The sequence below is a fragment of the Lacinutrix sp. MEBiC02595 genome, assembly GCF_053601555.1.
In genome coordinates this window covers 213,472-229,162 of record NZ_JBSHNU010000184.1, presented here as the reverse complement: position 1 = coordinate 229,162, position 15,691 = coordinate 213,472, and the positions used below count along the sequence as shown (strand labels likewise).

Sequence of the window (15,691 nt, the reverse complement as noted above, 5' to 3'; positions counted from 1 at the left end):
TTTTTTGATTGCTATGGGTATAGGTTGGTTTCTTTTATGATTTGTTACAGATTATTTTTTACTTTTCACTTTTATACTCCACTCAAAATTAAATACAGATACTTCTACGCCATCGGCATTTATTCCTATAGATTGCATCCATATGGTTTGTCCTTCACCAGTCTCGATAGCTTTTACCATGGCAGCGTCTATTTTGTTTCCATCTGTACAACTAAAGGTAATTCTACCAGTTGCCTTTTTAGTAAAAGTAGCATTGTTATTCGCAACAAGCATCGAAATATTTTTTCCGCTTTCTTTAATTTTCATAAGCATTAAAGCTCCTGTTGTTAATTCGGCAGCCATACCTTGCACTGCCCAAAACATCGATTTAAAAGGATTTTGATTTATCCATCTATGTTTAACAGATACGGTACAAGAGGTAGCATCAATAGATTTCACACGGACTCCTGTAAAAAAAACAGAAGGTAGTTTTAGTAGGTTGAAAGTATTTATCTTTCCTGGTGTTAACTTCATTTATATCTTAATTTCCTCAAAAATATCGAAAAAAAATGACAATCCAATCTGTTAAAATTTTGTTAATTTTTAGTACTATGCGTAACATAATACCTTTTTAAAGACATATATTTGTATAAGAAACTATTATATACTTTTACATCATGGAAAATAACCATCAAAAAAACATTGCTACTTTTATTCATTTATCCACCTTTTCTAGGTTTATAATTCCTCTAGGTAACTTTATTGGCCCAATAATACTTTGGGTTGCTAATAAGGATAAATCAGAATTTGTAGATGCACATGGTAAGCAAGCTATTAATTTTCAGATTAGCATTTTACTATATAGTATTATAATAGGATTGTTAACGGTTCCGTTTTTCATCTTTAATATTTTTAAGCAAATTGACTTTATAGATATTAATGCTTTTGAAAATATTAGCATCAATTTAGACAAACCTTCTCCGCTATTATATATTGGAGGTGCTTTTGCAGGATTAGCAATTATAGCTTTCCTATTAGAGCTTGTTTTTATAATCAAAGCGAGTTTAACGGCTAGAGATGGGGAATTGTTTAAATATCCTTTAACCATAAATTTTTTAAAATAATTTTTAGCGAACTAATCACTCGTAATTAATATAATCAACCATCACATCCATCAAAAAATGAACAGTTATAACAAAATTAAAAGGAAACTATGAAGATAGAAAACACAAAAGCACAAATGCGAAAAGGTGTTCTAGAATACTGCATACTCTCTGTCTTAAAAGATGAAGATGCTTATGTAGCTGAAATTTTAGGAACACTAAAAGACGCTAAATTGCTAGTAGTAGAAGGAACAATTTACCCATTACTTACTAGATTAAAAAACGCAGGACTTCTTAATTACAGATGGGAAGAATCTACCTCAGGACCTCCAAGAAAGTATTATGGTTTAACAGAAACTGGAAAACTTTTTCTTAAAGAATTAACCACTACTTGGAACGAATTACAAAACGCAGTGAATATAGTAACAAGACAAAAACCAACGAAAAATGAATAAAACAGTCAACATAAATTTAGCAGGTATATTTTTTCATATAGATGAAGATGCATATACAAAACTACAGCGCTATTTGGAGGCTATTAAACGTTCGTTTACAGACTCTCAAGGTCGTTCTGAAATCATTTCAGATATTGAAGCAAGAATTGCAGAACTTTTTAATGAGCGTGTTAAACACGACAAACAAGTTATTGGTGTAAAAGAAGTAGATGATGTAATTACCATTATGGGGCAACCTGAAGATTACATTGTAGACGATGAAATATTTGAAGATGAACCAAAGCAATACGCTAGTAATAGAACTACTTCTAAAAAACTTTTTAGAGATACAGATAACTCATATGTTGGTGGTGTTTCTGCAGGATTATCACACTATTTGGGTATCGACGCTATTTGGATTCGTTTAATATGGATTCTATTAATATTTGGAGCAGGAACCGGTGTTTTACTATATATTTTATTATGGATTTTACTTCCAGAAGCCGTTACTACAAGTGACAAACTAATGATGAAAGGCGAGCCTGTTAACATTAGTAATATTGAAAAGAAAATTAAGGATGGTATTTCTACGGTTTCTGATGTTGCAAAAAACGTTTCCGATTCTGTTAGTGATGCAGCAAAAAATATAGACTTTAAAAAAAAAAGTAATTCCTTAAAATCAACATCCACATCGTTCTTTGACACTATTGGCGCTATTTTTATGTTTTTCTTAAAAGTCGCTGCAAAATTTATAGGGATTATTCTAATCATCATTGGTGCTTCGGCATTAATAGGATTAATAATAGGTATGTTTACCGTTGGTATTTCGGACGCTATAAACGTTCCTGGATTTGACATTGTAGATACTGCAAATGCAGCAGGAACACCGGTTTGGCTCGTTTCCCTTTTAGCTTTATTTGCTATTGGTATTCCGCTTTTCTTCGTCTTTTATTTAGGCTTAAAAATTCTAATTAACAACCTAAGATCTATTGGTAATATTGCAAAATTCTCTTTATTAGGTTTATGGTTAATGGCTATTATAGGACTAGTTGTTATTGGTGTTACACAAGCTACAGAACATGCATTTGATGCTACTGTAAACGAAAAAGAAGTCTATAACATCATTGCAAAGGATACCTTAACCATTAAAATGGTGGACAACAATGCGTACAATAAAAGTATGCATAAAAGCGGAAACTCTTTTTACTTGGCTTATGGAGATAATGATGAAAAAACAATCTATTCATCAGACATAAGAATAGCTATTAGATCTACCGAAGACTCTATTGCAACATTACATATAGAAAAAAATGCGGATGGTAGAAGTTTTCAAATAGCTAAAGAACGTGCTGAAAATATAAATTATAATTACGCAATAGTAAACAATACTATACAACTAGATAAGTATTTAACAACCAATGCCGAAAACAAGTTTAGTGATCAAGAAATCCACCTAGTTTTATATGTCCCAGAAGGAACAATTATAAAACTTAATAAGAATACAAGGTCTTTTCTAAACCATTACAGTTCTAACAAGAATCTTGTTACCTATAGAGATTCAGGACATCTTTTCAAAATATCAGAAGACGAAGCAACCTGTTTAGATTGCTTGGATGATGATGATGATGATGATGATGATTATAAAATTAAGATAAATGTTAATGATGAAGAAGGAAGTATTAACATCCATAATAATGGTGTAGAAATTAAAACGAAAGATTCTAATATAAAAATTGACGAAAATGGCGTTAGCGGAAATGCTGACGATGTAAAAGTCAAAATTGATGAAGATGGCATTAATATTTCTACAGATGAAAACGATAATTAATATGAAACCAATAAAAGCAATATTTGTTTCCTTGTGCTGTGTATTAATCACATTGCAAGTAAACGCGCAAGTGTCTGAAACATCCGAATTATTTTTAAAACTAAAAACCAATGACAGCTTACTATTTCATGTAGGATTCAATACATGTGATGTCATTCAGTTTAAAAAATTAATAGCGGAAGACTTTGAATTCTATCATGATCAAGCTGGTGTAACCGAGTCAAAAGCAGATTTCATGGCCAGCATTACTAATGGTCTTTGTGGCTCTTCAAATCACACAAAATCAAGAAGAGAACTTGTTGTAGAAAGTTTAGAAGTATTTCCACTTTATAAAAACGGAGCACTTTATGGCGCTATTCAAAAGGGAGAACATAAATTCTTTGAATCTGTAAATGGAGGACCAGAAAGCAAAGGCAGTATTGCTAAGTTTTCTCATGTATGGATTAAGGAAGAACAAGGCTGGAAAATAAAACGCGTATTAAGTTATGACCATAAAATGCAAGACTAAAAACAAGTCATCCTTAAAAAGCAACAATTCAGATATTTAAGTTATTAATCACTAACAAAAAATATAATATTTGAAGTAATATTTAATCAATCAAAAAACGAACAACTATGACTACACTAACCAAAATCATAATAACAATGCTAATGAGCTTGTTATTTATGTCCTGTAATTTTGATGTAAATTTTAACAATGGCGTTAAAGGAACAGGAAATGTATCCACAGAAAACAGAAATATTGACGGTCCTTTTACCGCTATAAAAGTAAGTCACGGCTTAGACCTTTATGTCACCCAAGGAGAAACCAATACATTAACTGTAGAAGCAGATCAAAACCTGCATGAACTTATTTTTACAGAAGTCGAAAACGGCACTTTAAGAATTTATGCAGATAAAAATATAGGCAACGCAGATTCTAAAAAAATCAGACTAAGCTTTAAAGATATTTCTAGCATTAAAGCTACCAGCGGAAGTGATGTATACTCCGTAAATACTATTACAGCGAACCATTTAGAACTTATTACCACAAGTGGAAGTGATATGGATTTAGAGGTTCATGTAGAAACCTTAGAATGTAAATCGACAAGCGGAAGCGACTTAGTATTAAGAGGAACTGCCAACACTCTAACTGCACAAGCTACTAGCGGAAGCGATATGGACGCACAAAACTTAAAAACCAACGCATCCCATGTAAAAGCAACAAGTGGCGCAGGAATAAAAGTCAACAGTAATAAAGAATTATATGCCAAAGCTACTAGTGGTGGCGATATTACTTATTATGGAAATCCAGAATTTATAGAAAAAAGCGATGGTGTTTCGGGTAGTATTAATAAACAATAACCAACCAATCCATTTTTGCTAATACATTTTTAGCACCAAAATAAAACCATTTTAGACTTGACAATCAAGTTTGGGATGGTTTTTGCATATATTTGTATATACAATAATTAACTACAGAATACATGTTTAAAAAAAGAGTCTTGACGCTATGTATTGCCATGCTTGCAATAACAGGGTTTGCTCAAGAAAAAGTAAAAGGAAATAAAAATGTTACTACTATAGAAACCATTATAGACGATTTTAACACCATTACTTTTGGTGAAAAATTTGAAATTGAACTCATCCAAAGTGATGCACCTTCCGTTGAAATTGAAACCGACGAAAATTTACATGAAATTATTCAATTTTCTGTAAAAGACAGCGTATTAAGTTTTAGTACTTCGGCAAAAATTCAATCTAGTAAACGATTAAAAATTGTTGTTAATATTACAAAGGCGCTTCGAAATATAGAAATTAATGAAGATGCTGAAGTAAGCGCTGCCAATACTTTAAAAAATGATTCGTTAAGCTTAAAAATTAACGATTATGCAAAAGCATTCCTAAACATTAAAAACAAAAGCTTTACGTTTACCAACAATAACAAATCTACTTTTGGTATCAGTTCCAAATCGAAACTTAATATTGAAAGTGAAAAAGTGATAATAGAACTCAACGAAAGCAGTAAAACCGAAGCTTTAATAGAAACGGATAGTTTACAAGTAGATATGTATCAAGGTGCTTATGCTAAAATGGAAGGAGATGTAGAACACATGCAATTAACCTCGATAAATTCCTCTGATTTTTCGGCAAAAAACCTTACCGTAAACACGTGTAATCTAGTTATTGAAGATTCTAGTGATGCGACGATACACGTGGTAAATGAGTTCACTTTAGAAGCTTCTGGCACGAGTGAAGTTTATCTTTATGGAGATCCTAAAATCATAATAAATGCTTTTAAAAATACGTCTACTTTTCATAAAAAGGAAATGTAAGCAAAAATAAAACTTAAAGAATAAGGAACATGCAAAACCTACAAAAAACACTTTACCTTTCCATTTTCACTATCCTATTTTTCGCTTCGTGTGATTCTAATGATGATAGTACAACTACGGCAACAGAACCATTACTATTAGAAAGTCACTACTTTAAAGGACTCTTAGATGGGGAAGAATTAAACATTGAAAGAAGGGTTTATGAATCTCCTTTAGATAATAGTCCTAATGCTATTTCTATGGATTTTGGTGGCAGTCAAACTAATGACATTGCCGTTTTGGGAGAACCAGGAACAGGCTTCTGCTATGGTCGTTATGCCTGCGGATTATTATTCTACGATTCTCAAGAAAACACAGAACAATTAGACACTGCAAAAATGTACTTCTCCAAAATTCCTGTGGGAGATTGTTCTTTAGAAAATGAACGGACAAGTATGAGAAATTTTTTAGCGCTAAACACTTTTAACTATGAAACCTTTCCTGGAAATACTATAATTAATAATGTTGCTTTAGACTTTTTTCCTGCGGAATATGAAAATCAAGAAATCTACTATTCTTCACGATTTGGAAACAATACAGATGCTTCTTTTGCTATTACATCCATCCTAGAAATAGAAGATGGTTGGTTTGAAGTAGAAGGGAATTTTAGTTGTAAACTATATAAATTTAATGACGAAACGGATTACAAAGTCTTAGAAAATGGACAATTTAAGATTAAGATTTCTAATAATTTAGAAGAATAAGACATAAAGAAGATTCTAATTAGTGACTTGAAACTTATTTTTATAGAAAACATTAAAATGCAATCCCGTACCAAAATATCCTCTAACATAGCTTTCAAAAAATATTTTCTTTCTTGGTTTGTATTGGTACTAGCCTATTTTATAACAGCCTATTTCCATTTAAACCGGTTTTGGGATTATGCTACTTGGAGTATCGCTATACTAGCTTTTATTCTTTTTATTAGTTTAAAGAAATTAGAATTTACTGAAACAGCACTTTACTTTAGCAATAAAAAAATAGCATTTGAAGCTATTACAGCTTTAAGAACTTTCGAAATTCAACAACGGACTTTTTATCTTTTTAAAACAGACGATAAGCACATATTTAAACGTTACTATTTAACGCAATTAGGAGGTTTGGGATATTTCTCGATTATTAAAATTTTGTTTTCTAAAAAAAGCAAATCTACTGTACCGCTTGTTGCATTCTTAGCGCTTTTAGATGAAAAAGCGAATATTTCTAAAAGTTAAACCTTATAAATTCCTATTTCTGAGCAAATCTTATATTGGGGACAATGCTTCTCATCTACTCTCAAATATCCGATTGGGTTTTGAGTTCCACTTTTTATTTCCTAAATTAGTTATTTAAGCAAAATACACAACTGCTACAAAAACTATAAACACAAGATTATGAGATATTTAATACTAGTATTTTTCGTTTTAATATCCTGTAAACATGCCAAAGAAAACACACCAGAAGCCAAAACTTTTGAAGAAATTCACAACCAAGCCATATTCGTAGATACCCACAACGATATTCTACTCCAAACTATGGAAAAAGGGTTTCTAATAGATAACGATTTAAAAGGCAAAACACATAGTGACTTAAACCGGATGAAACAAGGTGGATTAGATGTTCAATTCTTTTCTGTATGGAGTGACGGCAACCAAAAAGACCCCTATAATTTCGCCAATATTCAAATAGACAGTTTGGATGCCGTAATTAAGAGAAATCCAAATAAAATAGTAAAAGTAGCCAATACCGAAGAACTATTAAACGTTGTAAATGAGCATAAAATAGCCGCTTTAATTGGTTTGGAAGGCGGACATCAAATAGAAGATGATTTGAGTAAATTAGACGCACTCTTTAATCGTGGTGTGCGCTATATGACACTAACTTGGAATAATTCTACAGCATGGGCAACTAGCGCATCGGAGGAAACAAAAAACAAAGATTTAAAAACGAAAGGGCTTACCGATTTTGGTAAAAAGGTCATTAGCAGAATGAATACTTTAGGAATGCTGGTAGATGTTAGTCATGTTGGTGAACAAACTTTCTGGGACGTTATTAACAACACTACAAGACCCATTATTGCTTCCCATAGTTCTGTTTATAATATTTGTCCGCATCCCAGAAACCTTAAAGATGATCAAATAAAAGCAATTGCAAAAAATGGTGGCGTTATTCAAATTAACTTTAATTCTGCTTTTATAGATCCAACAGTCGGAAAGAAGGAAGATGCATTTATTGAAAAATATCAGACAGAAATAGATTCTTTACACGATTTAGGTGTAAACGAATATCTCGCGGTAGAATCCATATATTTAAAATACCCTCAAGAATCGGAAGCTTTAAAAGCGCCATTCGATTTAGTAATTGCGCATTTGGAATACATTATTAATTTAGTTGGTGCGGATTATGTTGGTATAGGCTCTGATTTTGACGGTATCTTTTTACCACCAAAACAATTGGATGACGTTACTGCATATCCTTTAATTACCAAAGCTTTAACCGAAAAAGGATACAACGAAAAAGACATTCATAAAATTCTAGGTGGAAATATTTTGCGTGTTTTAGAAGCAAATGAAACCCAAAAATAACCCGGAATCTAAAACTCTACGGATTTATATTTTATTTTTACTTGCTAATAATCTAACGGAAATAAACGTAAGTACACCCCTATAAAATGAATCATAGATTTTACTCCAAATCCAAAAAAGAACAAAATCGAATTCAAATTAAAATTGCGATTGCTGCGGTATCTCTTAATTTGCTAATTTTGGTTTTATGCCTTTTAAGTGGCTTCTATTTCTTTATATTTCTATTCCTAATTATAACACTTTCTATAATTGCGCCATTTTTTGATGTTCCTGCCATGAAAAAAAAGGGGAAATTGATTTACTATTCTTCCCTACTTATTACCGAAAAGGAAAACAAAGGAACCATTATCATTCATGGTGGTTCTTTATTTGATTATATTTTTGTCATAGATAAATCATTAAGCGGAAAGCAAAGAACAAATTTCATTCTTCAAAAGTATGTAGAAGGCATTTTAAACTTAATACAAGCTTGTGACGAAAACCATAACACTTCCTTAAGAATAAAGGGAACTACTTATATTCTAAATGCAAGAACAGCTGAAAAAATAGGGTTAAAAATTACAAAAACGGACTTCCTTCAAAAATTGATTTTGACCTATAATTATGTGAATATTTTGATCTCGAATTCCATTGCAAAACGAAAAATCGCATTCCCAAAACTGAATAATATTAAAACATTTGAAAGTAATATAGAAGAATTAATCAAACGTAGAGAATTCATTGAAAGCTTGAATTCCAAATTAAAAAATACGATTTCTAAAACCACGTGAAACGAATAGCTATTCCCTAGGCTAGCTTATAAAATCCTACAGGATTTTAAACTTTGCTATTTATTCACTAAATTAGTAATGTAAAACAGGGAACGAAACTATGGAAACAAGTTCTCATTCCTAAATGTAGTACGTTAAAAAATTTTCCCTATGAAAAACAATTTATCAAAAATCACAACCGAATTAGAAAACTACGCGCAAGAAAGAAACTTAACCGAATTACAGGTTATTGAAAAAATTAAAGATCATTATTTCAATAAAAAAGTAAACGAAAACTTAAAACTGTATAAAAAAGGAAAGAAAAAGGTTAGTGAAATCACTAAAGACTTAAAAATATCACCTAGAAAATTTTATGCCATTTTAGAAAAGAAAAAAATCCAACATAAAAAATATAATAAAACGCCCTTAGAACAAGAAGAAACAGATACGAATATATCGTCTTAAAGCCTTCTTAAAGTAGCATTTTATAATTCAAAAAAGCCGAAACTAATGTTTCGGCTTTATATATATATTTAAAATTCAAATACTTTATCTAGTTGTAATTAGAAGTACTAACCTCAAAAGTAGAATCTTTAGCTGCTAAATAACGTTCTGCATCTAAAGCTGCCATACAACCCGTTCCCGCTGCTGTAATCGCTTGTCTGTATACATGATCTGCTGCATCTCCAGATACAAAAACACCATCTACATTTGTTTTAGAGGTTCCTGGTTTCGCGTTTATAATGTAACCCGTTTCGTCAAGATTTAAAAAGCCTTTAAAAATATCTGTGTTTGGCTTATGACCAATGGCAACAAAAAATCCAGTTGCAGGAATATCCTGAGTTTCATTGGTTTTATTGTTTAAAACTCGCACGTCAGTAACTACTTGTCCGTCACCTAAAACTTCTTCCGTTTCTGTATTGAATAAAATTTCAATATTTTCTGTATTTGCTACACGAGCAGCCATGATTTTAGAAGCTCTAAATTCATCACGTCTCACCAACATGGTTACTTTTTTACAAAGCTTAGATAAGTAGTGTGCTTCTTCACAAGCGCTATCTCCTGCTCCAACGATTACTACTTCTTGATTTCTGTAGAAAAAACCATCACAAACGGCACAAGCCGAAACTCCGCCACCAAGCTTTAAGTATTTTTGTTCTGAATCTAATCCCAAGTATTTAGCAGAAGCTCCTGTAGAAATAATTACGGTATCACAGTGAATTTCTTTCGTCTCGTTTATCCAAACTTTATGTACATCTCCTGAGAAATCTACTTTAGTTACCCAACCATCACGTACATCGGTTTCAAAACGCTCTGCTTGTGCTTGAAGTTCCATCATCATTGCCGGTCCTGTAATTCCCTCAGGATACCCAGGAAAATTCTCCACTTCATTGGTAGTCGTTAACTGTCCTCCAGGTTGTGTACCTTGGTATAAAACAGGTTTCATATTTGCTCTAGCTGCATAGATTGCTGCTGTATATCCAGCAGGTCCAGAACCTATTATTAAGCATTTTACTTTTTCTATTGTATCAGACATAATTTTAGTATCATATTATCTATACAAAAGTAGGATTTTTGATAGAAACCTTACGTTTAAGTTATCAACAGTTACTATCCATTAATAACAATTATTGATGTTTCTAAAAATAGCCTATGTATTAAGTGGTTTAAATTGGGGTTTATCTTTTGAACTAAAAAAAATATCGATTAGGTTATTTAAATCTCACAATTATCTTAATTTACTATAGTTAATAAAAACATTTAAAAGTGGAAGACATCCAACCATATTCAAAATTCAAATTCGCAGATTTACCAACTTTATTAGTTACCACATATAAAGCATGGGATGCAGAAAACCCTTTTAGATTGAGTGCTGTTGTTGCTTACTATGCTATTTTATCGATGCCTGGATTATTGGTGATCATTGTAAATGTAATTGGTACTATATTGGGAGAAGAAATTGTAAAAGGTGAATTAACCAATGAAATATCTAGGGCATTAGGACGAGATACAGCCAACGCTGTAGAAACGATGATTTCGGAAACGCAAGATGGAGATAAAAATTTAATTTCAACCATTATAGGAATTGGTACCTTAATATTTGGAGCTTCGGGAGTGTTTTATCATTTGCAACTCTCCTTAAATCAAATATGGAAAATAGACGCATCCTTACAACAAACATTTTGGCGTATGCTAATGAATAGAGCCCGAAGTTTTACTTTTATTTTAGTAATAGGCTTTTTACTACTTATTAGTTTTATAGTTACTGCAGGAATTTCTGCGCTTACCACTTTTTTAAATAGGAATTTTCAAGATGCAGTAGTATACATGGCCTATTTCTTTGACATTATTCTTTCATTAAGTATGATAACAATACTATTTGCACTTATGTTTAAGTATTTACCGAATGCTAAAATTAAATGGAAATCGGTTTGGATTGGTGCATTCATTACATCCATTTTGTTTGTTTTAGGGAAGTTTTTATTGGGATTATATTTTGGTCGCGCAGATTTTGACTCTACCTATGGCGCGGCAGGAACCATTGTTTTAATTTTACTTTGGGTATCCTACTCTTGTTTAATTCTATTTTTTGGTGCAGAATTCACTTGGGTTTATGCCGAAAAATATGGTTATGGTATAAAACCTTCTGCACATTCAAAGAAAATAGAAAAGGATGCATAGCATTTAAAATTTAGCAATACAGTTAAAATGTTATGTAAAGCGATTACTATTTCATGAGACTTAAGCATACATTTGATAAACAGATCATGTAATGATATACATTAGCATTACAAAAACAATCCATAATTTAAATTTATAATGAAGCAAATTAGCCATAAAGTTATTAATCAGCTCTTCTTATTAGGTATCATAATATTGATAGCAATCCTTATTTTATTAGAAATACTGCCATATTTATCAGGTGTTTTAGGTGCAATAACCATTTATGTCTTATTAAGAAAGCCAATGAAAAAATTGGTCCAGAAAGGTTGGAATAAGGAACTTGCTGCAATCGTTTTATTATTATTATCGATTATAGGCATCCTGTTACCTGTTACAGGAATTGTAATTATGCTGGGCAATAAAGTGAGTAATGCAGCAGAAAATTCAGAACGGGTTACCAATGCTATTAAATTGCAGCTTGAAAAAATCGAACATGCATTAGGCTATAACTTTAGCTCTCAAATAGATGCCTCTCAAGTTTCCAGCCTAGTTTCCGAAAAACTACAAAGTTTTGCTGGTAGCACATTTGAAGTCGCAATAGCAATATTCATTATGTATTTCTTACTTTTTTATATGTTAACAAATAGACGGAAATTAAGAGAAAGCCTGTTTGAATATATTCCTATAAATACAGAAAATTTAAAAATCATAGGCGAAGATGTTAATGTAATGGTACGTTCTAATGCATTAGGAATTCCTTTAGTTGCCATTGCTCAAGGTATTGTTGCGCTTATTGGATTTTTAATATTTGGAATAGAGAATCCGTTTTTCTGGTTTGTAATGGTGACCATTGGTTCTATGATTCCGTTTGTTGGTGGATTGCTAGGTATTGTACCTGCGTTTATATTAGCCTACGCTAATGGAGATCCTTTTCAAGCTTGGGGAATACTGCTGTATGGTTTAATAGTGGTTGGCTCTACCGATAACTTAATTAGACTTTTTGTATTAAAAAAACTAGACAATGTGCATCCATTAATAACTTTAATTGGTGTCATTATTGGTGTGCCTTTATTTGGTTTTATAGGATTAATTTTTGGTCCATTATTGTTAAGTCTATTTCTTGTAATGGTTCGGATTTATAAAAAGGAATACAGTGAAAAAATATAAACATGCTTTAAGAAACAAGTAAAACTAAATTCAAAAACAGATGGGAATAATTTCAAAACATAAAAACATGATTAAATTATATTACAGTTCTAATAGCTCTTTAGGAAAACAAACCTTAGCTTATGTTAGCGCTTCAAAAAAAGAGATTTTAGCAATCGATTTATCTAAAACAAAATTAACAGGAACACAATGGATTGAGATTGCTGAAGCGCTTGACACCACACTATCCAGTTTGGTAAATCAAAACCATCCGGATTTTACAAAAAATTATGGTGAAAAAGAAATACATTTAAGCAATGAAGATTGGATTAAGGTTTTACATAAAAACCCAGAAGTGCTTAAAGGGTCTATTGTAATGGTTAACCATTCTTTTTATCTATTAGAAACACCTACAGACTTTATAAAATATTTTGAACCAGATACCGCTGGGTTAAACCCTCAAAAACCGCACGAAGATTAATTATTCCTATCATTTGATTGAGGTATTTCTTTAAAGAATTCTGCTACTTCTAAATCTCCTGTTGGTGCGTAGTTTGCTAGAACGGTTCCTTTTAATCCAGAATCTGTTTTTATCGCATATAATATAGAAGCATCTGCCGGATTACTCATTCCTTCAAAACGCATTTCTTTATCAATAAATATTTGTTCTGGCTTGAATTTCTCCTTAGAATCTAATTCCACTAAATGAGCGTCCACCATCCTAAAATTACTGGTGTATCCTTTTTCTTTTAATTCGTTTATATATTCTATTTCATGTTTTGCATATTCCATAATAAATTTGTGTTATATAAAAAAGGCAGTAAAATCTTGGATTAAACTGCCTTTTTTTGATTATTAAAAACTAGTGATCATACTATTAAAGCAGGTAATTAATCTACTGCATCTTCAATTTCATCTCCTACATCCTCTAGACCATCTCCAATGTCATCTGTTACATCTTCAATACCATCTCCAATGTCATCTGTAACATCTTCGACAGCGTCTTCTACTTTATCTTTTTTATCTTCTCTGCAACTTGTAAAAACGGCAGACATGGTAAATACTAGTATTGCTGAATAAATTAATTTTCTCATCGTGTTTCGTTTTATAGTTTTAGTGGTTATTATATTTTTTTTCTTCCTGTAATTAAGGACACAACAAAAAGTACTATAAAAATATAAAATAGAATTTTTGCTATACTTGCTGCTCCTTCCGATATTCCTCCGAAACCAAAAATCCCGGCGACTATTGCTAAAATGATAAAAATGATTGCGTAACGTAACATATTATTTTGGTTTTAAATTAGTAATGCAATGTCTTTCATTACATTACATCAAAGATGCTTCTTTTTCAGGAATTACATTAACGGTATCCAACTTTAAATTAACTCTTTTAAATATATTGCTGTATTTGTTAAAACTGGTTATTGGAAATGGTATTCCTATCTAATATTTTTTGATCTATAACTTCCGATTCAAAATCATAAGCATCCAAATCTTTGATAATGGCTTTAAAATCGGAAAACGTATTGCTTTTATCTAGCCAATAATCATAATATTTTTTCTTAAGAGCTAAAGGCTCTTTTTCAGAAAAGCTTGGTATTGGTTTACCATTAGAATGATTGCTTGTCGTTATAAGAATGGAGCATGTTTTAAAGCCATCGGACAGTTCATTATAAATTCCTGCTAAACAAAAAGGCACGTTGTTTTTTCTAAAAACTTGAAAAGATTTAATTTTACCATTACTTATATACGTGGTATAAAAACCAGTTACAATAATTAAGCAGCGTCTTTTGTTTAAAGCTTCGGAAAGAAATGGATCTTTTTCATTTATATCTTTAATATCTACATTTAAAGTATTCGATATATTTTGAAAAACCGCCCAGTTTTCCTCAAAATCAGTAGGTAATAATCCCCAAATAGAAAAATCGATAACCTTCGGTTTTTCCATAGTTATAATGGGCAAAGAAGCCTCTTTAAATCCATTTATTACTTTTACAGGCCTATATAACTTAGGATATGTAAATTTTTTATTAAACTTCTGCTCTATTTGTTTTAAACTAGCCGTATTTCGTAATTTATAAAACATAACTTTTATTTTTAATAAAAGAATAACGCACTAAACTTCTTGATGCAATGGATGAAAATGGGTGCTCTATTCGCTTTAACAAAACAAAAAAGGAAATGCCAATGCAACATTTCCTTTTAAATTAATCGGTAAGGTTTCTTTTTATTTTAGATCTTCTAATCTTTTAATGGTGTTAAGCTCTTGCTCAATGTGGCTTTTTTGATTATAAAGCATATTTTTAGTATTTAAAGGCAACCCTATTTCCTCTATAACTTCTTCATATTCTGCTATTGCTGCTTTTTCTCCTCTAATCGCTTCTTCTAGCATGGACTCATCATTATCTGAGGATAACGCAGCTTTAATATCCATCCAAGCTCTGTGTGCCGTTCCTGTAAGGCTTCCTTCTTTATCTGCCTGCTGACCAAAAGATTTAATTTCTGTTTTTAATTCATATCCAAAATCATATCTCTCTTGTGCCTTTTTATTAAAAAAGTTTTTTAGACCAATATGTTTCGCATTTTCTGCTGCTTTTTTATAGCCTTTTTCGGCATCATAGTTTTTCTCTAATAAAGCATTTAATCTGTTTCCTAACCTGTCTGTGTAATTGCTCATTTCTAAATGTTTTTAATTAGCAACATTTTATTTTAAGATACATGTTGTTTATTATCTAAGCGTATAGCTTGTGTAAGAACTACTGCGCTATACCATAAAATTACTACTAAAAACCAAAAGGTATTAACCCACATAATATGAATTTTAGCGCATTTAATTAATTAAGAAATCATTAACAGAATCTAGCACCA

21 protein-coding genes are annotated in these 15,691 nt (G+C 31.3%); 14 read left to right on the top strand and 7 right to left on the bottom strand.

The window, feature by feature from the left end:
- Window positions 1-51 precede the first annotated feature (51 nt).
- Window positions 52-513 (bottom strand): DUF4442 domain-containing protein, encoded by a 462-nt coding sequence (locus tag ACVCZW_RS05690; protein WP_452231882.1) that lies wholly within the window; start codon window positions 511-513, stop codon window positions 52-54.
- Between the two features lie 143 nt (window positions 514-656).
- On the opposite strand from ACVCZW_RS05690, the gene ACVCZW_RS05685 reads away from it, so the two are divergent.
- From ACVCZW_RS05685 to ACVCZW_RS05635, 11 genes are all read left to right on the top strand, one after another.
- Window positions 657-1,103 carry a DUF4870 domain-containing protein gene (locus tag ACVCZW_RS05685; protein WP_452231881.1) on the top strand — a complete coding sequence of 149 codons (447 nt, stop codon included), beginning with the start codon at window positions 657-659 and terminating at the stop codon, window positions 1,101-1,103.
- An 89-nt stretch (window positions 1,104-1,192) separates the two neighbouring features.
- Window positions 1,193-1,537, top strand: a complete 345-nt coding sequence (locus ACVCZW_RS05680; protein ID WP_452231880.1) for a PadR family transcriptional regulator — start codon at window positions 1,193-1,195, stop codon at window positions 1,535-1,537.
- Complete coding sequence (locus ACVCZW_RS05675) at window positions 1,530-3,344, top strand: PspC domain-containing protein (protein ID WP_452231879.1); 1,815 nt, start codon at window positions 1,530-1,532, stop codon at window positions 3,342-3,344. The genes ACVCZW_RS05680 and ACVCZW_RS05675 overlap by 8 nt, the downstream gene beginning before the upstream one ends.
- 1 nt (window position 3,345) lies before the next feature.
- On the top strand, window positions 3,346-3,852 hold the full coding sequence (locus ACVCZW_RS05670) for a nuclear transport factor 2 family protein (protein WP_452231878.1): 507 nt from the start codon (window positions 3,346-3,348) through the stop codon (window positions 3,850-3,852).
- A 107-nt stretch (window positions 3,853-3,959) separates the two neighbouring features.
- A complete protein-coding gene (locus ACVCZW_RS05665; RefSeq protein ID WP_452231877.1) occupies window positions 3,960-4,688 on the top strand; it encodes a head GIN domain-containing protein in 729 nt (242 codons plus the stop codon).
- A 122-nt stretch (window positions 4,689-4,810) separates the two neighbouring features.
- Window positions 4,811-5,659, top strand: a complete 849-nt coding sequence (locus tag ACVCZW_RS05660) for a head GIN domain-containing protein (protein ID WP_452231876.1) — start codon at window positions 4,811-4,813, stop codon at window positions 5,657-5,659.
- Window positions 5,660-5,688: 29 nt separating this feature from the next.
- Window positions 5,689-6,402 carry a hypothetical protein gene (locus tag ACVCZW_RS05655; RefSeq protein WP_452231875.1) on the top strand — a complete coding sequence of 238 codons (714 nt, stop codon included), beginning with the start codon at window positions 5,689-5,691 and terminating at the stop codon, window positions 6,400-6,402.
- A gap of 57 nt (window positions 6,403-6,459) precedes the next feature.
- A complete protein-coding gene (locus ACVCZW_RS05650; RefSeq protein ID WP_452231874.1) occupies window positions 6,460-6,912 on the top strand; it encodes a hypothetical protein in 453 nt (150 codons plus the stop codon).
- 159 nt (window positions 6,913-7,071) lie between these two features.
- The gene (locus ACVCZW_RS05645; RefSeq protein ID WP_452231873.1) at window positions 7,072-8,262 is read left to right on the top strand and encodes a dipeptidase; all 1,191 of its coding nucleotides are present in this window, start codon (window positions 7,072-7,074) and stop codon (window positions 8,260-8,262) included.
- Window positions 8,263-8,348: 86 nt separating this feature from the next.
- Entirely contained in the window at window positions 8,349-9,032 is a 684-nt protein-coding gene (locus tag ACVCZW_RS05640; RefSeq protein WP_452231872.1) for a hypothetical protein, read from the top strand.
- Between the two features lie 150 nt (window positions 9,033-9,182).
- Window positions 9,183-9,476, top strand: a complete 294-nt coding sequence (locus ACVCZW_RS05635) for a hypothetical protein (protein ID WP_452228783.1) — start codon at window positions 9,183-9,185, stop codon at window positions 9,474-9,476.
- A gap of 88 nt (window positions 9,477-9,564) precedes the next feature.
- On the opposite strand, the gene trxB is transcribed toward ACVCZW_RS05635, so the two are convergent.
- The gene (gene trxB, locus ACVCZW_RS05630) at window positions 9,565-10,548 is read right to left on the bottom strand and encodes a thioredoxin-disulfide reductase (protein WP_452231871.1); all 984 of its coding nucleotides are present in this window, start codon (window positions 10,546-10,548) and stop codon (window positions 9,565-9,567) included.
- A 230-nt stretch (window positions 10,549-10,778) separates the two neighbouring features.
- Between trxB and ACVCZW_RS05625 the strand changes: the two genes are divergently transcribed.
- From ACVCZW_RS05625 to ACVCZW_RS05615, 3 genes are all read left to right on the top strand, one after another.
- On the top strand, window positions 10,779-11,693 hold the full coding sequence (locus tag ACVCZW_RS05625; RefSeq protein WP_452231870.1) for a YihY/virulence factor BrkB family protein: 915 nt from the start codon (window positions 10,779-10,781) through the stop codon (window positions 11,691-11,693).
- A 138-nt stretch (window positions 11,694-11,831) separates the two neighbouring features.
- A complete protein-coding gene (locus tag ACVCZW_RS05620) occupies window positions 11,832-12,842 on the top strand; it encodes an AI-2E family transporter (RefSeq protein WP_452228786.1) in 1,011 nt (336 codons plus the stop codon).
- A 67-nt stretch (window positions 12,843-12,909) separates the two neighbouring features.
- A complete protein-coding gene (locus tag ACVCZW_RS05615) occupies window positions 12,910-13,302 on the top strand; it encodes an arsenate reductase family protein (protein ID WP_452228787.1) in 393 nt (130 codons plus the stop codon).
- Here the strand turns inward: ACVCZW_RS05615 and ACVCZW_RS05610 are convergent.
- The 5 genes from ACVCZW_RS05610 to ACVCZW_RS05590 form a co-directional block, all read right to left on the bottom strand.
- Window positions 13,299-13,613, bottom strand: a complete 315-nt coding sequence (locus ACVCZW_RS05610; protein ID WP_452228788.1) for a hypothetical protein — start codon at window positions 13,611-13,613, stop codon at window positions 13,299-13,301. The two genes, ACVCZW_RS05615 and ACVCZW_RS05610, sit on opposite strands and share 4 nt — an antisense overlap.
- Window positions 13,614-13,711: 98 nt before the next feature.
- Window positions 13,712-13,915, bottom strand: a complete 204-nt coding sequence (locus tag ACVCZW_RS05605; RefSeq protein WP_452228789.1) for a hypothetical protein — start codon at window positions 13,913-13,915, stop codon at window positions 13,712-13,714.
- Between the two features lie 29 nt (window positions 13,916-13,944).
- A complete protein-coding gene (locus ACVCZW_RS05600; RefSeq protein WP_452228790.1) occupies window positions 13,945-14,106 on the bottom strand; it encodes a DUF1328 domain-containing protein in 162 nt (53 codons plus the stop codon).
- A gap of 128 nt (window positions 14,107-14,234) precedes the next feature.
- Window positions 14,235-14,909, bottom strand: coding sequence for an SOS response-associated peptidase family protein (locus ACVCZW_RS05595; protein WP_452231869.1), 675 nt, complete (start codon window positions 14,907-14,909; stop codon window positions 14,235-14,237).
- Window positions 14,910-15,050: 141 nt separating this feature from the next.
- Complete coding sequence (locus tag ACVCZW_RS05590) at window positions 15,051-15,500, bottom strand: ferritin-like domain-containing protein (RefSeq protein WP_452231868.1); 450 nt, start codon at window positions 15,498-15,500, stop codon at window positions 15,051-15,053.
- Window positions 15,501-15,691: the final 191 nt, after the last annotated feature.